The following is a 20,450-nucleotide window of genomic DNA, read 5'->3' as shown; positions in this document are numbered from 1 at the left end:
CCTCTCACGATCACGGGAACATCAAGTAGGGGCCGCCATCGCCGGGAGGCACCGTCATATCGGCGCGCGTCAAACCGGTGATGCGGGTAGGTGCGGCTTCGCGCCATCGCCTCGCATCAGTGGGGCATGCTTCAACGTGTATCTGTCGCGCCCCATCGGGAAATGATTCGCGTGGCGAAAAACAAGCTGGCCAGTTCAATCATCGTCTGCGTCACAATAACGGCCGGAATAACAGGAAGCCCACCGGGCACCGTCAACGCCAGAGGCAATACCACCAGAGAATTTCGCGTCCCCGCACTGAAGGCCACAGCGCGGCTCGACGGTGCCTCAAGCCGCCACAACCGGGCAACGACCCAGCCGAGACACGGCGCGGCCACGGAAAAAGTGATGTAGAAAGGAGCCACCTTGAGAACGTCGCGCCACGCGCCGCCGAGGTGGGGCGCCATCGCGGCGACGATGATGAAGAGCACACAGGCTGTGACGGGCACAGGCAGAAGGCTGAGCAGCGACGCGATGGCATTGCCCACCATCGTGCGCGCCGTCAGGGATTGCGTAAAAAGGGCGAGAATGAGGGGCAGCACGATCAGCCATATGAAGGCACGGAAAAACGGTGCTGAATGCACGATGCCCGTTCCCGACGCGCCGAGCATAATTTGGAGATAGAGAGGCAGAAACACCATTTGAGCGATCAGAAGCACGGGCACGGCCCCCAGCAGCCGCCCGGCATCTGCCCGCCCCAGATGGGCGAACGTCACAACGTAATCAATGCACGGGCAGAGCAGGACGATGAGGACGCCCAGTTTGATGACGCGATCATGCGGGAGATAAGGCGCGAGTAACGCGACAAAGAGCGGCACAATGACAAAATTTGCCGTCAGTAACGCACCGAGAAAGCGCAATTGGGTGAAGGCCCGCCCAAGGGCGATGAGGGGCACCTGCAAAAATGTTGCATAGAGCATTAACCCGAGAGAAGGATTGATCAAAGCTTCAAAACGGGTGGCGTCCGGCAACGTCCTGGCAGTCAGAAGCCCCAAACTCACAGCGATGATGTAAAGCGCGCTCTGGTGATGTCCCAGACGATTCTGGATTTTGAGAAATCGGTTCATCGAGACCACCCGAACTGGTTTCCCCGTGCAACCCGCCCCCATCATCCGCGCGTCGCGTCAGAATATGGGACGGTGGCGCGAAACCTGGTTTAAGATCGCGTCAAATGCCGCCTGTGGCGTGATGACCGCCTTTAACCTATTCGGCGCGACATGCCCAGCCTATGCGGGGTACCGCGTCATTATGGTGGATGTCCTATCGCTCGTCCTGTACCGCCTCACATCAATCCGATATTCGCCTGCCCGGCGAGAAGCGTCTCCTGTGAAAACGGCGATGTGAAAATGTCCGGCCCGCCAGGTGTGGCCGGATCGGCCCTGCTATCATCCGGCCCATTGTCCCGACGCGTTACCATGCGGCCTGGATCTCTTTCGACCGCCTGACGCGTTTCAAAATTCTGCCGGGTCGGGGCCATTGCGAATTGCGGCGCATTCTGCAGAAAAGAGCGCCATGAAGCCCCTTTATCGTCCGACGGCGCGTTGCGACGCACATTCCTGACCGCGGCTGACGTACGAATGTCGTGGCCGGCTCCGATCCTTTCATCCGTCATTTGACGCCCCTCTGAGATGGAACGCTCGGGCTCGGAAAGCGACATCGCCGCGCATGTAAAGTTTGCTTCTCCGCGCCGCAAGGGCCTCCCTTTCCCCTCTCCTCGCCCGCGATCATGTTGGCCGCGGCGTGCCTGCCCTAAAGCCAGGCAACCGTGAAGCATAGGGCCCGGCGCAGAATTTTCCGATCGCGTTCCGTGCCCGGTTTCCGTCCGCTTTGACGGCGGCGGACGCATATGCGGTCTTCGGGGAGATAACGTCTCATCGTATCTGGAAGCGCGCACCGTCGCGTCACGCCGAAGCGGGCGGAAGGCCCGGTTTCTCACCCTGTCTGACAATCTATTTTCACGGGTGCCGCGGTCAGCGCGGGATGAAGGCGTGCGGCCCCGGGCGGAGATTCTGAAAGGGTCGAAGCGCTCAACCCCCGCGCGCTGCTTTGCACGTCGCTGGGTTGGCGGCCCGAATGTGGCAGTCACTTCATGCGCTTGCAGGCGTCCATGGCCTGGACGCGGCGCGCGGCGGTGCCGCATGGTGTACGGTAATCCGCGCCCGGCAAAACGGTGCGCAGCGATGCCTGTTTCCTTACCCCCCGTAAAGACGCGGTCAGAAAATTGCCGAAGTGACGCCGCGGCGATGTTTCGTCTCCGGGGAAAATGGGTCGCGCGCGCATGTCTCGACGCGCGGCGCGTGACAAATGCATGTCTTCGCGATGGAAAGGTCCCATCTGACGGGAAAAGATCAGCATTTCCGTTCAAGCCTGCCTGCCGTGACGACCCTCGAAAAGCGGGTTTTGCAGCATGAGCGGGTCTGGGTGCGCTGTGGCGCGCGGCGTGACCGCCCATGTGTGCCAGTCCCGCGCGCCATGGGTCGCGCCGCGGCGACGGGAAGAGGCGTTTTCCGCTTATATGTCCAATCCCAGATCTGGAGGACGGGCGTATCGATGTCGCGCCGCCAGAGTCACCTCGCCTTCCCCTTTCCGTTGAAACAATATGGGACGTCTCGTGAACGGCCCGCCCCCGTCTCGAAAGCGAAAAAGGCGCAGATAATTGACGTTGTGCAGCATCGCCATGGCCCCGCCATCCGTGCCGCCCCGCGCGCCTCTGTTTGGCGAGGTCGACATGACGATATCCCCGGATGTGATGCGGATCGTGTCGGGCCGGGCTTCGGGAAACGACATCCTGCGGCGCCACGCGCAAGAGACGCATCAGTCTGAGCATGGGATGCGGTTTCCCAAGGCGACGGTGAGAGTGCGTCAGAAGGGCGGCTGGCGACGTGCCCTTGCGGCGCTTCGGTTTCGGCCTTTTGAACGTCACGTTGAAAACGCGTCCTGCCGGAAAAGCCTGTTTCAAGAGGCGCCTCCCTGACGATTATAGGCATTGACCATGGCGGCCTCGAAGAGGAGATGAAAATCCTCACTGTCATAAATCGTCTGCAATTCGTGCAAGGTGGCGAGGCGGGATTGCAGCACCAGGGCGAAGGCGCTGGACAGGTTTACGCAGCGGGCCTCGGCGCGTCTTCCTTCTCCAAATCCGACGTCGCTTTCCCATCGGGGGAGAAGAGGCGTTGCACGCCCGAAAAAAAATCCGTGTGCAACCGGAAAACCGCCTCCCGCAATATCGCGATGGTCAGTGCGTCCTCAACATCATCGGGCCGAAGCGGCATCTCGACACCCGGATGACGCGGGTCCGGGCGGCGGAAGACGCAATCCGTCAGCGCGTCAAAAAGTGCGTCCGCCGTGTCTGGCGGGATATAAGCCAGAAGTTCAAGACCCCGCCCGACCAGGCCCGCAATGCCCTGCTCAATGTCGAGATCCTCAATCTCAACCTGGCTTTGCAGCAAGGCGTAAATGACGCGTCGGCCCCAGCGATCCGCATCCCAGGCCGACATACGCCGGATATAGAAGGTTTTACCGTAATCATCACCTGGCTCGGAAATGGTGATTTCGATCTCACGCCGCGCCATCAGACGCCAACCGGGAAGACCCGCTCCCACCGCAATTTGAAGGCGCGGTTCGCCAGGATACGCGTCCCATCCGGCAGTGGCGCGCCGGAAAGCAAGACGCCTTTGCTGAAGGTATATTTCCGACCGATGCCCGGCAGGGTCAGCTCCCCATCCAAACGGTAGATTGTACGGGATGTTGACTGCGCGGTCATGATGACTTCAAAATCCACCACACTTGGGGAAGCCGCACTGAGATATAACGTCATATCGACAGGGCGCGGAACGAACCCGGCATTGAGATGCCCATCAATACTCATCTGAGTCTCGACCTGGTCCAGCGCATTTGCCTCCCAGGCGCGATCCGTCCCCCAGTTCTCAAGCGTGAGCGGTGCGTTGAACAACGTTTCGACCGTCAGGGTGAAGACCCCGTCAGCTGACGACAGATTAAACGCCATTACACCACCTCCACGACATTGAAATCGATGCTTTGCACGCTACCGCCGTCATTGTACCAAAGCATGGCCCCGGGAATCTTGCGGGCAGCCCTTTGCTCCGGGCTGGCGGAGGACGCGCCGGGATGCAGATAATATCCCTGATTATAGAGCTCATTGGAGATATCGCGCCCGGCGGCGCGGTTGGCGGTGTCTTTCTGGTCCGGCGACAAGGTGACGCCGGTGCGGATGATCCCGAAATTTGCGGCTCTGACCAACACATCCCGGCAAGCGGCGGTAATCATCGCATCGCCTTCGGCGGTAAATGGGATGGCACGTTGCTGCATAAAAAGTGTGATCAGCGCATATTGAAGCTGATTGGCCAGCCATGTCTGGCAGATCAGGGCATCCGCCCATTGGCTTGGCCCCAGGACGCGACCATCATAGAAAAACGCGAAACTCCCCGTTGCCGCGCCGTAATCGCCGTAGAAACTGTAATTTCCATCGAGCAATGTCTGCGCGTCAGCGGCCTCGGAAACGCTTGGCGTCACGAAATCACTTTGCGTAAAAGCCAAAGCGCGCCGCCCGTCCGTCCTGTCAAAATCGAGCGTCGCCATCCATGTCAGTGCAAGCGCAGCGGCTTTGAAATCCTTATAGACGAGGGAGATATTGCGCGTATTGGCGAGATTTTGCAGAAACCGTCCGAGCGACCATTTGGAAGCATCTGTTCCCTGATCCTTGACAAGCGCATTAATATTATCGTCCCAGATGACGGCCCAATATCGGGTATTGAGCAGCAGCCAGTAAGCGATGCTGCGTGCGACGTCCTGTGACGGCACAAAGGCCGGCGCAAAGCCGACCCAACTGCTCCAACCCTGCGCGACCTTGTCGAGATCGACTGAAATCTTACTGGCATCATCCGATACGCCTGCGAAGAAAATCTGCGTAGGTAAACGCGACACATCTTTCAACCCACCGAAAATCACCGACGCCATCTGATGCTCAACGGAGCCGGCGCCGAATAGCGACGCAGCATCCGAGGGAGAATCAGATGAGATGACGTCGCCCGGTCCGACGACATCCATATTACGCGTCAGAATGAGCGGGTCGAGGAAGTTGCTGGGGGTTTGCGGCGTGATGACACGCGGGACGACATTGACGATTTGTGAAAGGGGTATACCAGACAAAGCCGTTTCTCCTTTTTCATTCGGCTCGGTGGGTCGGCGCGACCTGGATGGCGGCGGCCTCCGCCGTGTCAATCCGGGCCGACATGGTCTGATTAAGCTGGAAGGCCAATTCCCACTTCCAGCCAACAACGTAACCGCGCGCGTCATCCCGTGCCACGTCACTGACGGGAGACGTTGATTCGAGCGGTGTCACCTGCATATCCTGCGCGTGAAACCATGAGATGACGGACGGGTCATTAAAGTGCAGCGCGATCCAGTGACTGATCGCTTCCGCATCGTCTCCAGCAATCGACAGCTCGATATCGAGGCGCAATATTGTGTAGGTCGTGACCGTCCCCTCCGAGAAACCCCGCCATGGTCTCGAAAGCCACGTCGTCAGGAGGGGACGCATCAGGATGTAAAGCCCGGTCGGCGCCGGGACGTTATTCTGATGCGCCCTCATAATGACCGTCCCCTCAGGCAGGAGGGTCAGCAGCCAACGCCGCAACAATGTCAGCGCCGTCGACATGTCCGGTTTGGGGAAAGACTGATTCATGACCATCATCCTGGTAAACGGCCCCGCCAGGGCGCGATGCGATCAACCGGCGGGGCCCCGCGCGCGGGGGGCCCTGTCCGGTCCGGCGTTTTGTCATGGTGGCCCGCCATTCTCACCGTCAAAGCCGCGTTGCGCACCTGTGCCCGAGGGGAAGGAGGAGAGGTTGCCCACATGTCACGTCACAGCGCCCGCATGAACTGCATGGCGCTGTGCCATGCGTGACGGGCATCCGCGTCATCTACGGACGGAACCCGTTAAGATGAGACGCGGAATGCCCGACGACGGCGCTTTAGGCGGCCGCTTCCCTGAATGTCACGACGCTGTTCGCCGGGATGGTCGTTTTAAAACTGTTTGACGACGTGTCCAGATGGATGTCGTCCAGTTTTTTCCAATTATTATCTTCGCCCTCTGCGGTCAGATAAGGCGTCAGAACCTGAATGCCGGAATCGACCACCTCAAACTCGATATCGCTATCAAGGTCACTTTGATTGATTGTGACCATCGTGAGAGAGTCGGCGTTAGTCGGGTCCTTGTAGGCTGAATAAAGGACGCCATTATAGGATGTGTTTCTCGACGTCGTGAGACGCGTATAACCAGGGCTGATGAACTTCGTGTAATTGCCGTATACGGAATATACTTTCCCCTTGGTGTAAGTCTCGCCATCCGTTTTGATCAGGCATTCATTACTCGTCTTTTCGACGCCCAGCCAGAAGGTGAAGGCATTGACGTTCCCTCGCGTGAGGAAACCATGAAGACTGGAGGCAAACTCCAGACCTTTCTTCATGCTCGGGTCAAACTCTGTGGTTTCAGAGATCTCGGTGATCCATCTCTGTTTGCTGAAACGATCGAAGACCCAGTTATAGGATTTCTGGTTGTAGGTCACATCCGTGTCACCACTGAGAGGGTTCGGGATGGTGTAACCGTGACTGGCGCAGATCTCCACTTTGTCCAACGTGCCACTCACCCACATGATGCAGAGACTGCAGAATGTGTAGATATCAGACACGGCCCAGTTGGCGCATTCTCCGATAATTGTCTTCGTGTTGGCGCCGAAGCGATTGAGCGTGACGTGAAGCTTGGGCACAAATCGTGCAACATCGGTCGGCAGCCAGATCGTACCGGCCCAGCTGGGGGTCGGAAATTCCGGTTCGTTCATGGGGGAGACAGCATAGAGAGGGATGCCCACCCGCTCGAAATCCATGCTGATCTTCAGAATGTAACAGCAGAAAACATCATCATTTTTAGGGTCAAGCCTATTGAAATCTTTTCCCTCAATCTGGCCGGGGATGGTCTTCATCCAGGCAGGGGGTGACCAGGTGCTGGCGAAGATCTTGTCGATGTCATATTTCTCTTTGGCGTTTCTCAATACCCAATATTGATTAATGGGTTCCTCCAGGTCCGAACTCTTGTAATCGTAATCAATCTCAGCTCTCAGGATGGACAGGTGCAGACCCTCTTTTGAAAAAAGGTCACTCAACATGCTGTCCCGGTTTTTATCCTCGTAAAAAACCGTCCCGCGCCCCGCGAACACGCCGAAACCGTCAATCGCCTGGGCTGGCGCGCTGTAATAGATTTTTTCTTTTTTATCCCAGAAGAAATTCAGAGGTTCGGATTTGCCGGATTGTTTCGTCGCCCCATCCATTGCGTCGGCACCGTCAGGGCGCGCGCTGCGCAGCGACTGAATTTGTGAGAGTAAGTCTTCAACTTCCGATAAAATGCTCAGATCATAGATGTCGCTTTGCGCTACGAGATCACTCACTGAGACGCCACAGAAATAATCCGAAAATTTCGAGTAATCGAGCGTCGATTTATCAAAGTCATCACGTTTTGTGATTTCGTTGATTGCGTCTTTTGTCTCCTGCAGAATTTGAAGTATGACATCTTTCATTTTATTCGTTCCATTATTAATTTTTTTTCGGATCTTATGGATAAAATTCTTCAATTAAATAATCATCGAGCTTTTTCAGGGGCTCGGAAATAAGGGGCTTTCCCCCTCTTTACGGGATCGGTCCCTTCTGCCCCTTGAACGTGTCACGTCTGACGCAAAAAGGAGGGTGATGATCAAGGTAATGCGACTTCACGGCACATTTATAAGAAGCGTGAAGTCCGTCATGAAAAGGAGGGCGTCATTTGATCCCGCCCACCCATCATGAAAGGGTGATCCCGCCTTCAGACACTGTGGAGACGTTTTTTCAGACTAATTTCTGTCCGTTCCTCAAGTGACTTTAGCGCGGCGTCATGATGTGACGACTTAATTCTTTTTCTGAAATAGGAGAACGGACGTCGATTGAGACATCCCGCCTCAGTGAGAGTGAAGATCCGCGTTGAACCGTTCGACCTTAACCGCATTTCGCGGCTGTCGGGACATGTCATCCTTGCAGGCGGCTAAATGACGCCCTGACGGTTGACGCCGTGACGCCGCAGCGAGGCATAGGGCTCGGACCCCGTGCGGAAGCCGGATACACGGCCCTTCCCCGCCTGGGTCACATGCGCGAGGCTGGCGGTTGTCGCTTCCATACGCGTTGGGGCATCATCATCGCTCTGCCGCGTCACGATCAGTTTTGACCAGCCCTCCTGATCCCAAACCTCAAGCACTTGCGTCACCCGCCAATCCGCCCCGAAGAACCGGATCATATCACCCCCTCTTTGACGGGACGCACTGAGAGGCTGGATCGGGTGCTGGATATAGACAATGCGATGCTCTGCCTGACGCGGAAGCTTGTCGAGCAGCGAAATTTCAGCGGAGGTTGCGGCCTGGACCTGCAACCGGACTGGAATATCGTCGTGCTCCACGCGCGCCGTCCCGTCATCATCAATAACGGTGCGCGTTGCACGACGCCACACGCCTCCGACGCACACATGAACGCGCCGCAGCGCTGACCCCGCAGCCTGAATAATCGACATGGCTCTCTCCATGTTTGGTTTGGAAATTGGGAGTTCGGATTTGCGAGGCGCCATCCGGCAACCTCGCGCAGAAACCTTCCACGTGCCGGGCGCACCCCGCCTGTCATAAGTGCCCCACCTGGGACCGGCTTAGAAAACGGGGCTCGTCGTCACGGCCAGATTTTTGCCCGTGACGCGCGTGCCGGGATGAAGCGCATACTGCGCCACGCGGAAATTGCCTGCCAATAGGTTGCGCCGAACTGGCTTTGCATAAACCATGTCGCGGAGGGCGGCTGTCCCCCCCGTCATATCTGACGGAGATGGAGCCCTGACGCGCCTCCGTGACCAGCCCGACCGAGCCCGGCCCCGCGCCGCCCGCCGCCTCCGGTCGTGAAAGCCAGGCGAGATGCGCCACGAGGAGGTCGAGGAGCCAGGCCCGGCTTTTGAGATCGCGCACGATGCTCGCCGCGCTGTTATTAAGATAGAGGTATTGCGCCATATCGAAATATGCCGCCGCCCGATCCGCCGGCGTAAAATCCGCCAACTCGGAGAAATGCGCGGCCCAATGGGCGTAGTCAAACGTGACAACGCCCGAATCGCCCCCCGCAAACGTTTCAGACGCCGAGGTGGTGGCCACATGTCCCGGCGCGTCAAAAACCTGCTTGCCCGCTAACGTCCGGTCACGATCACCGGACGCTGTGTCACGTGAAGCTTCGGCCTCTTCATCCGCGTCAGATGGCGAGGTGAGATACAGATCGACTTCCAAACCAGGGCTTTCTGCCTCAGAGTGCGGGGAAGATGCGTCATCAGATGCGTGGCGTTCTTCATCGGACATGGTTCAGCCCCCTGTCATGGATGTATCCGCACTGACCGAAGAAACCGGTAATTTATTCGGATCGAGACCTTCAAAACCTGTCGGTGACTGCGCCCACTCACTGGCCTGGTCCCGCGCGCGGCGTCGGGTCGTGTCCGCGAAAATCAGATTCCGGCGGAGGAGATCACTTTCCTTATTCTGAAGGACCCACGCCTCCCAGAAATCGCGGGAAACACGGGTGACGCCGTGGCAGCCTAATATCCGGTTATCCCGAATATCAAAACGCGCATCCTCCCGGGCGCCTTTGAGACTCACCTCAGCGATCGGCCGCAGCAACGCTGTGACAGGCTGGCCCGATTGGTGGGCCTGGCGTCGGGTCATAATTTCCTCCGGGTCATAAAGGCGCAGGATGACGCCGGAGGGGACACGGCAGATCACATGCACCATCTCACCCACTTCCGCCGCGCGACCCTTTTCAGAAGGGGCGGATGGCGCTTTCCCGCGGTCGCGCGACGCTTCAACGGGTTGGGAGCGGGTTTTGAAACGTGTCAGCACCGGTCAGATCCCCACCATCGTCGCGCAAGCCTGCGGGCGCCGCCAGATCGTGCCCCAACCGCCCTGCGACATTTTCTGCTGCATGTAGCTCGAATAAGTCTCAAGCCGGTGCATCAGGAGTTTTTCAGTGAAGGCCGTCGTCACCGTGTCAACGCCATCAAGGCGCGGCACGAATAATTGCATCATGGCGACATTCTGCGCCCCACCGGATAAGGATGGCCCCGCTTCCGGCAGGGTGCGGATCACCATATTCGGGAAGCCTTTTTTGAGCATATCTTCCAACGTGAGACCGTATGAGACGATATATTTCAGCACCGGGGCACGTTCGGACGGGATGACGGCGACAAGCTCCGTCTCCGTATCGATTTGGCCCGCCAATTGCTGTGTCAGCTGCGAGAAAAGCGAAACAAAATCGCCATAGACGGCGATGGCATCATTTGTGTCCGTCCAGCTTGTCACCGTGCCCTTGCCACCTGGCGAGGCTTTCGCAGTCGGTTGGATCGCCGCCGGGAGGCGCGGGTCGTTCAGCGCGCCGTAAAGTGCCCTCCCGGCAATGCCGAAAAGATTCATTTTATTGGACGCCTTGTTGAGGACGGTTGCTCCGGCCAGGCGTTGTTCCGTCGCCAGCGCCACCCCGGCAAGCCCCAGCATCTGCACGTCCAGATCCCCATATCGCGCCCAGGTCTGGAAATAGAAGGACTCGCGGGAGACCCAGTTTATACGGGTGTTCGCCATGCCATTGGGCTCATAATCTCCGTAGGGCGTCACGTAACCGGCACTTTCCGCCTCCGGGAACATCATCGTCCGCCTTGTACAATCGCCTTTTTTGCCGCTGCCATAAATCTGTTCCGACCGGGTCGGCGTCACCAGCGCGCGGACGACCTGAGGGTCAATCGTGGTTGTCAGCACATCGGGAATGCCCGGCAGGGGGCGGGTGCCGGACGCATCATCCATCGCGCTGAGAGAATGGGGTTCCGTCGCGTAATGCGTGACACCGGGCAGATGAATACCCCAATCCGCGGCGAGGCGTTGCGCTTCCTGGCGAAATGGCACCATCATTGCATACTCCCTTCACGCGAATGGCCAATGGCCGAGATGACGATGACCTCCCCCGCCTGCCCGCCCTGCGCCACAGTAAAACATGTTGCGATGACGTCAGCCGGCATTTGATCAGGTGCGGAAGTAATGATTGCACCTGTGCCCGGTTGCGCGAAGACGGCCTGGCCCGCCATCGCGATTGTTTCCGTGATGACAAAAATATCGCCCGCCCGCGCAATGGTCACCGCGTCGCCCGCAGGGATCATGGGGAGCTGATCATCCGAGAGGGTAAGCATCGTGCTGTCCAGACGGCGCATGACGATGCCAAGGGGGGCTTCCGTCGCTTTCGGCGTGTGGCTGACACTTTGCCCGGCCCAGCCTGAGGAAGACCCGACAAACGCATCATCCTTGAGCCAGACGAAACGCCCGACCGTCAGCCCTTTTTCATCCGCTCTTATCCCGACACCGCGCGCGATGGCCGGATAATAGGGATTGCAGGAAGCGATATCGCCGGGAAAGCCGATTTTGAGGTCGAAACTCAGTATTTCTGCTGTATCCATATCATACCTCCTTACAGTTTTTTGGGCACCGCAATGCCGCTGAGTATGGAGTGTGCTGCGCTGGCAGCATCAGGATCACGATTGCTGTAAATGGACCGCGCGGGCGCCGGCATCATGGCGCCGCCATAGAGGCCTGCCGTCCCGAGTGGCGACGGCCTTTCCGCCAGGTCATGAGGGGTCGGGCCCGCCCAGTCCGGGACGTCAGCCGCCCGCCCCCCGACCAGGGATGGATGCGGCATGAGCCCGATACGGCTTGAAAATCGATTGACCAGGGCGACAACCGCCGAAAGCGCTGATTCATGAATGGATGAAGCGGGCAGGTCGATCTGATCCAGCGCGTAACGGTAAATATCCTCTGCAACGTCCAGACCCATCACCTCTCCAACCAGGGGGCGAACGGCCTGCCGCGCTGCTTCAGCACGCTGGTTACGCAGGCGCTCCTGCCTGATGGCTTCATCGAGGGCCGAAATTGCGCTCCCTTCGGGGTTCATGTCCGCTTCAGCCCCGCGATCCTTTGTCCCGGCATCGCGGCATGCGGGTGCCACCGGCCGCACGCGATCTGATGGTGTTTCCATCGCGCCGGGTATCTCGACGCAAGGTGCCGTGCCATCCTCCTCGTCGGACGCGTTCACTGAGGGTTTCGCCTGTCGCTGCGTCGGAATGGCCGCCTGGATCTCTCTTGAGACGACCCGTTTCAGCCAGAGTTTAAGGGCGTCAAAAGGCGTTTCGACGGTCAAAGTGCCATCGCGCAACGCGTCTGAAAGCGTCTGGGCGAGTGACTGGAGGGCCTCGGCTTGCTGTATGGATTCAGGGTCATCTTCCCGATCGGGCGGCGCCTCCGGTTTCCGGCCTGTCTCCTGCTTTTCGAGCGAGAGGGCGGCACTCTGTGGGCGGGCGGCACATTCCGGCGGTTCGGGCAGCGGTGCCTGGTCTCCAATGACGGCGCGCGGGACACGGGGCGTCTCAACCAGAGCGAGATGATTGAAACGGATATCGTCCATCTTCAGGCCATATTCCTGGCCGTCACACAGGCCCGCCTCCGCCACCACGCGATAACTGTACCCTGCGGAGACGCCGCATCTGACGCCTGCGGAGATACTGTCAATGGCCGCATTATCCCAGAATGTCAGGTCGGCCGACACGGTTTCACCGTCAAAGACGGCCTTTCCGACCGCACCGACCGTGATACCACGCGGATGTTGGGAAGCATTGACGGGCAAATGGGAGAGCAGGATGGGCTTGCCATTGAAACTCGATGCCGCCTTCTGAAGGACGTCGGCCGGACGATAGACCGGATAGATCCGGTCCGGCTTCAGGCCAAGACGGGCATGGTCCGGGATTTCCCTTCCCCAATAGGGCGAGATGCCCGCCGCACTGAGTACGCATTTCGTGATATGAAGATGACCATCAGCATCGATATGACGGACCGTCTCATCCAGCGCCATTACGGTTTGGAACGGCGCTGGCGGGGACGGCCGTGGATCATCCAGCCATTGGGGGTCCTTGCAGGGACCGGGGTGGGTCAATTCCATTTCAGTCACCCTGTCTATGGCCCGGGGCTTTGGCGCTATCGGGCGTTTATTGTTTTTTTCGGCTTCGATGATGAAACATGCAGACCGGGGCGACGCGGCATCGTGAGGCGCGGCCTGTCATGTCAAACGAAGCATCAGGGGCGACGCGTTTGGATGACAGACCATCCTTGATGGTCGAGGCCATGCGACGCGTCAGCGCATGCCACATAAAAAGGGCGCAGACTTTCCCGTCCGCGCCCCCTTTTTTTGCTTCATCGCGTCATGAGGCGCGATGTGGCTTCCTTACATATTGGGCAGGACAGGCATGTAATTGAAAAGCTGCATCCCGAGACGGATCGTCATGATCACGAGCACCAATGTGGAGAGGAAAAATATAACCGACCGCACAGGAATGATATTGACGAGGCAATGCCAGAGGCTGTGCAGAACGCGCAGAATAACATAAGCCCACGCCATCCAGACGGCGGTGAAATCAGCATGACCCGACAGCATGGTGATCAGGGCGAGCGCATAGAAAATCGTCGGCTGCTCAAAAAGATTGTTGGCGTTGTCCCCTTTCCAACGTGTCCGGGGGGAAAAATTTTGTTCTGCCTCGATTTTAGTGGCGTAATTGCCGGGGGCATTGCCCGCGCGCGAGGCACGCATCATTTCGGGCATACGTACGACGGCCATCCAGATAACGATCAATAACGTCCAGGCAATTAACGCCAGAATAGGCAAAAACATGGTTCACTCCTTAGCTAGCTGATTTGACACTAAACTTCAGTTGCGTGAGCCAGTTTCTTTAATGAGACTTTAAAAGATTGGTTTAAAGCGTGGTTTGTGACTTTTGTACCATTCACACGACATTGTCGAATCGATGCCGCCCCTCCCCCGAACCACGTGAAGGGCCGTTAACAACATGTATATATACAGACCCTATACCGTTGAAAAATTTCAGAATCCCGTCTCGGGGACGTAATGAACGCCTCTTTCCCCCAAGGCGCTTCAGACCGTGTCAACCCCCGGGACGCACAGATAAAAGCAGAAACGCGCCGCCATATAAGTGAGGTCAAGCGTGAAAAAAATATAGAGGATGAAGCGCACGGCGACGGCATTGACCAGGCTCTGCCACATGCTGTGCACGATCCTGAGCACGACGTACACCCATGACGCGATAAGAAAGATGCCGTCATCGACACCGCTCAGCGTCGCAGCGAAGCACAGGGCGTAAAAAAGGATGGGCTGCTCAAGCAGGTGATTGGCATTGTCACCGATCCACTTCACGGTATCAGGGAGGGCGGGCTTGTCTGACGGCGACGGCGTTGCCGGAACCGTTTCCTCGCCGCGCTGCGCATAGCGCACCGCCAGCATGACGCGGGCGACGACCATCCAGAGAGTCATGAAGAGCGACCACACGATCAGTGCGATCACGGGCAGGATCAGGGGCGGGAAATCCGCATTTTCCCCGATATACTGAAACATTTTTAGCGCGATCTTCCCGTCGAGGTTACAGCAATGCCTGATGCGAAACTTTCATAACGAAGTCTCAAGCATAAGGTGCAACCGGCCCAGCGGCAAGGCGTCTACGCGCCTCGTCGGTGGAGACGACCCCGCCTTTCACCAAAGCTGAGACAGTTTCCGCCCTTGACCGTTCGATTCCGGCGCGGGTTTTCTCATCCATCTGCCATAAGGGGTTGAAGATGAAATCTATTTTCGGATCGATCTCACCCCATAAGTCAATCTGGACAAGATCAAGCACGCGTTGCACGATCGGGCGGATCAAAGCCTCCTGAAACGCGGAAATCTCATCGTAAAAGACCCGGATCTCCCCATCGGACGAGGCATTGAGTCCCGAGGGCTGCAACCCGAAAAGCTTGACGAGCGGGATACCGGGGATTGACGCCATTGCTTCCATGGATTGCGCGAGGAGCTTGTCCAGTCCATTGAGGGGTGTTGACAGAATTTTGGCATCCTCCGCATTTTTATCCGCGATAATGGTCGATTGTCCTTCCGCGACATCCTGCATCAATGCCGCGCGCCCATGGATTGAGCTGGCGTCAATATCTGCGAAAGACATGCCTGGAAAGGGGTCAGGGCCGGTCATTGGGGCCTGCATATTGCCGGCCATGTCGGTCAATAAAACAAGCCGTGAGAAGTTTGCCGTAATCCCCGCCACCGCGTTCCGCGTGCGGAGGAAATTATGCACGTAGCTTTTTAATTGCTGCGTCAGGGACAGCCCGCCAAAATTAAAAGCCGGTTTGAGAATATCCGACACTTCATAAGGCACCATCGTCAGCAGGCGGCTGCGATCGACAAGCCGACCCTGTACCCACCAGTTGCGGGGCCGATAATGGTCAGGGGAAAGTGGATTATCCACGTCATAACTGTTCGGGGTTGTCCAGACAGGCTCAATGGCGACAAGGCGCTCAAGCGTCGCACGTCCCATCCCTTGAGACGTGGCGCGTAACGGCGCGGATTGCGCTGCCGTATCAAGTGACTGATTTTTCAGACCGACCCAGACATGGCCAATGCCATATGTCAGGGCCTGAAGAACCTGGCGCTTGACGACATCACGCAGCGCCAGTCTGCGGCATGACTGCTCAAGCTGGTCGAGACGCTCACGCGTTGCAGCGTCATCATGCCCGTGACCGCGATAGATAAAGCGAAGCCAGGCACGCGTGCATTCCCGCGCGATGACTTCACACGGCTTCCGGAATTCCGCGCGCTGCGCCATTTCAGCGAGATGCGCATAACCCGGAAAGCCCAGCCCATCCGCAATGTAATTTTCGACGAGAGACGGATTTGAGTCCACCCAATGACGCAGCGCCGTCAAACTGGCATCCATGGCCACTTTGTCAAAGCCGGGCCCGCGCACGCCTTGTGGAGGTTCGTAGGGCGCAAGACGGTCCTCCAAAGCCTGTTGCGCAATGGCTGGATGGCTTGCGGGACGGTTATAACGGAAACGCCGCCGGGAAGAATTCTCACCGGCTGGTTGGCGCGTCGCCCGCGTTGACATTCTGCCACCGGCCCCGTTGGGAGGGCGAAGGATCGGCTCCTCCCTCTCCACCATGGTGCGTGACCGCCGCGTGAGGAAACGAGGCTTCCTGCGACGGGTTGACTCCGTCATGCGCTTCATTCTCATGCTTCCTTTCGCGCCTGCCTCAGCCTGGCTCAGGGCTTCCATGATGCGTGGACGCAGCTTAACCCGGGCTGCGGTCAAATATGTCCCGCCGCGCTGGCCAAGCCGTCTAATCAGTCTGGCGCGGCGCTTTCAGATACCCCCCGAAGTGCGGCATCTGGCGACGATGGCGGATGAGGGGCGACAGAGCATAACGTAACGCGTCAATCCCGTGATTCCAGCGATCCTCAATTTTGGGCAGTATGTCGCCTGTATGCGGGTCTGTCAGATAGCTATATCGCCGGAATTCCTGCCCGATCTGTGGACAGCGTGGATGGACGATAATCTGCCGAAACGCTTTGAGGCGGGCGATCCCGTCTTCGAGGCTGCCGGGCCATTTATCGACGCCGCGAATACGGAACCCACCCGCACGCGCCATGTAGCTGATGGTTTCCGGTCGGGCGGAATCCGCCAGAATGGGCCATGTCCCCGCGCCCGGAATGCGCAGAAACAACGCGGGAAGCGCGTCGATTTCCGTCTTGACGCCGTAGGCTTCATAATCAACGTAAACGCAGTCATCCTGCACGAAGCATCGGATCAGGACCGTCGGGTCCTGCGCGAAACCCCAGTCAGCGCCAAAATAAAATCGCGCATCGGGTGGGGTTTCAAAGGCTCCGAAGATGACGCGGTCCTGGAAAATGACCGCCGCCGATTGCTGCCGACATGCACCTTCCCAGACATGCTCATAAAGTTGAGGATCATGCTTTAAAAGTCGCAGCCTTTCCCCTTCCAACGTGTCCGGAAACCACGGATTATCCCGCCAGTTCACCTGCCTGACCAGCGCGTCATCATCTCCTTTGAGGCGTTGTGCGAGGACATGGATGGGGTCTTCCGGCCGGTCGGGATTGTACGTGACCCAGATTTCAGAGCCCGTCTTGCGGATGGTGGGGATCAGTATGTCGAGTGACGTCTGGCTGATCGATTGACCTTCCTCAACCCAGCAAATATCAATTCCCTCCGTTGACTTGATGCCCTGTATATTGCGCGCCAGTCCCTTGAATAAAAACTCCGCGCCGCATCGCGAGGTAATCCGGTCGCGTCGCACCGTAAACCACGCTGTCAGGCCGAGGGCGGTAATCTGGTCTTCCAACAGGCGTTGCACGGACTCATGTGTGGCGTTCTGAAATTCCCGCACACACAGAATGCGCAGGTTTCGCGTCGCGGCCATCGCCACGAGGACACGCGCGACCGTCCATGACTTGGAAGAACCACGTCCGCCATACCAGATGCGGTAGCGATAGGGACGGGAGAAATCACCGAAGGCTGGCGGTATCTCAATCGCGCGTTCCATTTAGGTAGGGCACGATTTTCAGGATAGGCACAGTCTCCGGCGCGTTCTTCTCTGTAGGACGACGTGGCGCTGACCGGCCGAGCGCCCGGTTCAGAATTTCCCGGATGGCGGCGACACGGGTCGCGTCACTGTCGCAGGCGCGTGCAATTTCGGCCAGTTGACGCAAGGCCTCTGACGCGTAACGCTGCGCGAGCGCTTCAACGGCGATAAGATCATCATCCGCCTTCGACATTGTAACCCGGTTTCTTGTCCGGCCCGATCGACGCTGCGGGGAAGCGGCTTCGGGCGCAGAGGGATCAAGGGCCTGAAGCGTCGCCGCGTCCCGCGCACCGGATTTGCCTTTTATCTTGCGGGAGGTTGGTTTCTTGAGGGGCTGGCTTGTGACGCGACCCGCAGATGCGTTTACCTTGTCGTCCATTATCTGCTGCATCGCGGATGACGCTTTTTTCTCCGTAACGCCCTGACGGCCTCGCTTTTTCGGCGCGGAAATATGTTGCTTCATCATCCCCTCTTCCGCGCTGAGAAACGATGCCGCGCCCGCTTTTTCTGCCGCATGCGCACGGGACCTGTTGACAGGGCGGCGCAATAAGGCGGCACCGGGAGTCTGAGGTCACCTCTCCTCAAGCAGAACGCTGATTGTCATGATGGGCGGGGATGGGGTCAGCGCACCCATGAAAACACGACGGGAGAGTGATCAGCGTCGTGATGCATGGATGGAGAGACCCCGTTTACGCAGCTTCCGTAGCTTTGCTGCATCCCCGCCCCCCTACACGCCCCATCACATTGAGCCTACGCATAGCGACCCGGCCCCCCGAGAAAAACCACCCCGACGATAACTCTTTTTTCCTACCCACAGCCCCCTGTTGCATCGCGCCGCAGGGAGATCTGAAAGTATCGTGCGCGTGACGCACGCGGCGCTCTTCTGTGTGTGACGACACAGTTAGCAGCCGGACGGTTATTCAACGTGACTGACTTTATCTGCGAGAGGCGTGACGCCACCCGTGAACGTGATGCGGCACCCCCGGATGAGGGCGCGCAGCGCCATCGACCTTATTGTTGTTATTTGTCGATGACGGGCATGTCTCAAAAAATTTTGTAACAAATGAATGATGGCGTGCGGGGCATCAATTTACCGCGTCCATGATAAAGAATCGGGATACGGGTTGAATTACACGTCAAAAAAAACGTGCTGCACGCCAAACATTGGACTTGGCACAAAAGGTGATTCGTTTGTCGACTGAATATTTCGCATTTCGCGATGATCTACTGGACACATAACGTCCATTGTTGTCGTAATCCTAGCATAGCTGCATGCGGCCTTCAATCTCCTTCTTTTTATTTTTGTGCTCCTCCTTGTAAAAATCTCTTAATTGTTCAAGCACCAGCGCGATCTGGGCCGACGTTTTGCCCCGTGCCACGGTTGCGGAAAGATGGGGAAACAAGATTTTACCCATTTTAACGAAACTTAATTCTTCCACATAAACAAGTCGAAGACGCAGTTCGGCCGCCGCACCCAGGGCGCGCCTCACATTGGCCACGCGCGCGCAGGTCATGGCGCGAAGGACATGCCAGGAGACGGCATCATGCCGCGTCGCATTATTGACCGGCCATGGCTCCCGATATTCCACGTAATCGAAGAAGGCGAATGTGTAGTCACGGAACCAGCGCTCCCCGGCATCGGCGCAATCCTGATCGACATCACCCGAATTGATGAGCGCCTGAACGGTCGTCAGGACACGTCGCGGCGCCCCATGCGTAAACATCGTTTTTGTCAGCCGCTCCGGGGTAGGATCATTACAGGCGAAATCGTCAGTAGGAGTGGCGCATTCAGGGCGGGTCATTTTTTTTGGCATTGTATCCCTCATTATTGTTGTGGGTTTGTTGGTGAGTAGCCCGTGAATCTCCCGGCGCTGCGCCGATTGCCACGCCCGGTCCAGGCTGGACACGTCAGGAACGACGCAATCGCAATCAAGAAAGAACTGGCAAGATCCTGCCAACGCGGCAGAATGCGGCTGCGGACCGGAAAAGGCGCGTTCCGCGGCTGAAAAATCGGGAGTGGAATGAGGAATTGCCCCCCGCCCGCCAACGTGTCATGAGGTGGGGAGTTGAAACATAACTTCGCATGTCCATGATCTGCTGCCCATGATGTCGCTCCGGCCTGCCATTAAGCGACGCTGCGGCATCTCATATAAGTGAGCTCCGCAGAGCGCCCCGACAATGTTGATTAGTTCGAGTGATGTGACAAACATGAATGAACCCCATTGCCTGACCTGGCGCCACGGCAGCGACTCTCTGGACACCACGCAGCATGACGCGTGTAACATTAGCACCGCTAATATCCTGTGACAATCCTGACGACACATCCACTGCGATGTTGAGGTGTTCCCCGAGCCATGCCGCCATCCTTGACTGACCTTAAACGCCCGCGCTCCGCGGATATGATTGCCTTCGGCAGAAGGCTGAAAAAACTGCGCATCAAACTCGGCATGACGCAATCACAGCTTGCCGTTCATCTTGGCGTCAGTGAAAACGCCATTGTGCAATATGAGACGGGACGCTCCTTCCCCCGTCGGCCGCGCCTGCTGATTCTGGCCAAGGTTCTGGAAGTGGATCTGACATTTCTGCTTTCGGGCGCTACGACGGGTGAGGGACAGGCCCGCAGCGATTTTGAGCTCGCGGCATTGCGCCTCTTCAGGCTTATTCCCCATGCAGCTCAGCCGGATATGCTCGAAGCCATGCGGCTTTACGCCCGCGCTTTTAAATCGGAAACGAAATAACTACCAGGTTTCTGGCAAGGTCGCTTAGCAAGTGGTTGAAGTTTAATATTAGTTCTGCTAATGTTTTTCTGTCCTGAGAATAACAAAAAAGGCAGGT

22 protein-coding genes are annotated in these 20,450 nt (G+C 57.8%); 2 read left to right on the top strand and 20 right to left on the bottom strand.

Annotated elements, in window-relative coordinates:
• Positions 1–131: 131 nt before the first annotated feature.
• Together CGLAMM_RS10520 and CGLAMM_RS10515 are read right to left on the bottom strand one after the other, a co-directional pair.
• On the bottom strand, positions 132–1,106 hold the full coding sequence (locus CGLAMM_RS10520) for an arsenic resistance protein (protein ID WP_394819232.1): 975 nt from the start codon (positions 1,104–1,106) through the stop codon (positions 132–134).
• A 215-nt stretch (positions 1,107–1,321) separates the two neighbouring features.
• Positions 1,322–1,651 (bottom strand): hypothetical protein, encoded by a 330-nt coding sequence (locus tag CGLAMM_RS10515; protein WP_394819231.1) that lies wholly within the window; start codon positions 1,649–1,651, stop codon positions 1,322–1,324.
• 707 nt (positions 1,652–2,358) lie between these two features.
• Between CGLAMM_RS10515 and CGLAMM_RS10510 the strand changes: the two genes are divergently transcribed.
• On the top strand, positions 2,359–2,862 hold the full coding sequence (locus CGLAMM_RS10510) for a hypothetical protein (protein WP_418115671.1): 504 nt from the start codon (positions 2,359–2,361) through the stop codon (positions 2,860–2,862).
• A gap of 132 nt (positions 2,863–2,994) precedes the next feature.
• On the opposite strand, the gene CGLAMM_RS10505 is transcribed toward CGLAMM_RS10510, so the two are convergent.
• The 18 genes from CGLAMM_RS10505 to CGLAMM_RS10420 all read right to left on the bottom strand — a co-directional run bounded on the left by CGLAMM_RS10505 (position 2,995) and on the right by CGLAMM_RS10420 (position 19,417).
• A complete protein-coding gene (locus CGLAMM_RS10505; protein ID WP_394819229.1) occupies positions 2,995–3,117 on the bottom strand; it encodes a hypothetical protein in 123 nt (40 codons plus the stop codon).
• A gap of 23 nt (positions 3,118–3,140) precedes the next feature.
• Complete coding sequence (locus CGLAMM_RS10500) at positions 3,141–3,611, bottom strand: hypothetical protein (RefSeq protein ID WP_394819228.1); 471 nt, start codon at positions 3,609–3,611, stop codon at positions 3,141–3,143.
• Positions 3,611–4,045 (bottom strand): phage tail fiber protein, encoded by a 435-nt coding sequence (locus tag CGLAMM_RS10495; RefSeq protein ID WP_394819227.1) that lies wholly within the window; start codon positions 4,043–4,045, stop codon positions 3,611–3,613. The genes CGLAMM_RS10500 and CGLAMM_RS10495 overlap by 1 nt, the downstream gene beginning before the upstream one ends.
• Entirely contained in the window at positions 4,045–5,208 is a 1,164-nt protein-coding gene (locus CGLAMM_RS10490; RefSeq protein ID WP_394819226.1) for a DUF3383 family protein, read from the bottom strand. The genes CGLAMM_RS10495 and CGLAMM_RS10490 overlap by 1 nt, the downstream gene beginning before the upstream one ends.
• Positions 5,209–5,224: 16 nt before the next feature.
• A complete protein-coding gene (locus CGLAMM_RS10485; protein ID WP_418115670.1) occupies positions 5,225–5,743 on the bottom strand; it encodes a phage neck terminator protein in 519 nt (172 codons plus the stop codon).
• 289 nt (positions 5,744–6,032) lie between these two features.
• Positions 6,033–7,631: a glycoside hydrolase gene (locus tag CGLAMM_RS10480; protein WP_394819223.1), complete on the bottom strand. Its 1,599-nt coding sequence runs from the start codon at positions 7,629–7,631 to the stop codon at positions 6,033–6,035.
• A gap of 497 nt (positions 7,632–8,128) precedes the next feature.
• Entirely contained in the window at positions 8,129–8,647 is a 519-nt protein-coding gene (locus CGLAMM_RS10475; protein ID WP_394819222.1) for a hypothetical protein, read from the bottom strand.
• Between the two features lie 103 nt (positions 8,648–8,750).
• A complete protein-coding gene (locus CGLAMM_RS10470; protein ID WP_394819221.1) occupies positions 8,751–9,461 on the bottom strand; it encodes a DUF4054 domain-containing protein in 711 nt (236 codons plus the stop codon).
• A 3-nt stretch (positions 9,462–9,464) separates the two neighbouring features.
• Complete coding sequence (locus CGLAMM_RS10465; RefSeq protein WP_394819220.1) at positions 9,465–9,995, bottom strand: hypothetical protein; 531 nt, start codon at positions 9,993–9,995, stop codon at positions 9,465–9,467.
• 3 nt (positions 9,996–9,998) lie between these two features.
• Positions 9,999–11,054 carry a hypothetical protein gene (locus tag CGLAMM_RS10460; RefSeq protein WP_394819219.1) on the bottom strand — a complete coding sequence of 352 codons (1,056 nt, stop codon included), beginning with the start codon at positions 11,052–11,054 and terminating at the stop codon, positions 9,999–10,001.
• On the bottom strand, positions 11,051–11,593 hold the full coding sequence (locus CGLAMM_RS10455) for a structural cement protein Gp24 (protein ID WP_394819218.1): 543 nt from the start codon (positions 11,591–11,593) through the stop codon (positions 11,051–11,053). Before CGLAMM_RS10455 ends, CGLAMM_RS10460 begins: the two co-directional genes overlap by 4 nt.
• An 11-nt stretch (positions 11,594–11,604) precedes the next feature.
• Entirely contained in the window at positions 11,605–13,125 is a 1,521-nt protein-coding gene (locus CGLAMM_RS10450; protein ID WP_394819217.1) for a DUF2213 domain-containing protein, read from the bottom strand.
• Positions 13,126–13,407: 282 nt separating this feature from the next.
• The gene (locus CGLAMM_RS10445; protein WP_394819216.1) at positions 13,408–13,851 is read right to left on the bottom strand and encodes an MAPEG family protein; all 444 of its coding nucleotides are present in this window, start codon (positions 13,849–13,851) and stop codon (positions 13,408–13,410) included.
• Positions 13,852–14,112: 261 nt separating this feature from the next.
• Positions 14,113–14,589 carry an MAPEG family protein gene (locus CGLAMM_RS10440; RefSeq protein ID WP_394819215.1) on the bottom strand — a complete coding sequence of 159 codons (477 nt, stop codon included), beginning with the start codon at positions 14,587–14,589 and terminating at the stop codon, positions 14,113–14,115.
• A gap of 64 nt (positions 14,590–14,653) precedes the next feature.
• Positions 14,654–16,243 (bottom strand): anti-CBASS protein Acb1 family protein, encoded by a 1,590-nt coding sequence (locus tag CGLAMM_RS10435; protein ID WP_418115669.1) that lies wholly within the window; start codon positions 16,241–16,243, stop codon positions 14,654–14,656.
• A 112-nt stretch (positions 16,244–16,355) separates the two neighbouring features.
• Positions 16,356–17,576: a PBSX family phage terminase large subunit gene (locus CGLAMM_RS10430; protein ID WP_418115668.1), complete on the bottom strand. Its 1,221-nt coding sequence runs from the start codon at positions 17,574–17,576 to the stop codon at positions 16,356–16,358.
• Positions 17,560–18,162, bottom strand: a complete 603-nt coding sequence (locus tag CGLAMM_RS10425) for a hypothetical protein (protein ID WP_418115667.1) — start codon at positions 18,160–18,162, stop codon at positions 17,560–17,562. Before CGLAMM_RS10425 ends, CGLAMM_RS10430 begins: the two co-directional genes overlap by 17 nt.
• A gap of 712 nt (positions 18,163–18,874) precedes the next feature.
• Positions 18,875–19,417: a hypothetical protein gene (locus tag CGLAMM_RS10420; protein WP_418115666.1), complete on the bottom strand. Its 543-nt coding sequence runs from the start codon at positions 19,415–19,417 to the stop codon at positions 18,875–18,877.
• Between the two features lie 552 nt (positions 19,418–19,969).
• On the opposite strand from CGLAMM_RS10420, the gene CGLAMM_RS10415 reads away from it, so the two are divergent.
• On the top strand, positions 19,970–20,353 hold the full coding sequence (locus CGLAMM_RS10415) for a helix-turn-helix domain-containing protein (protein ID WP_418115665.1): 384 nt from the start codon (positions 19,970–19,972) through the stop codon (positions 20,351–20,353).
• Positions 20,354–20,450: the final 97 nt, after the last annotated feature.

Origin of the sequence: Sorlinia euscelidii (genome assembly GCF_036452135.1) — a bacterium.
GTDB classification, from domain to species: domain Bacteria; phylum Pseudomonadota; class Alphaproteobacteria; order Acetobacterales; family Acetobacteraceae; genus Sorlinia; species Sorlinia euscelidii.
Note: the sequence above shows the minus strand (reverse complement) of the source record. Positions and strands in the feature narration are given on the sequence as shown.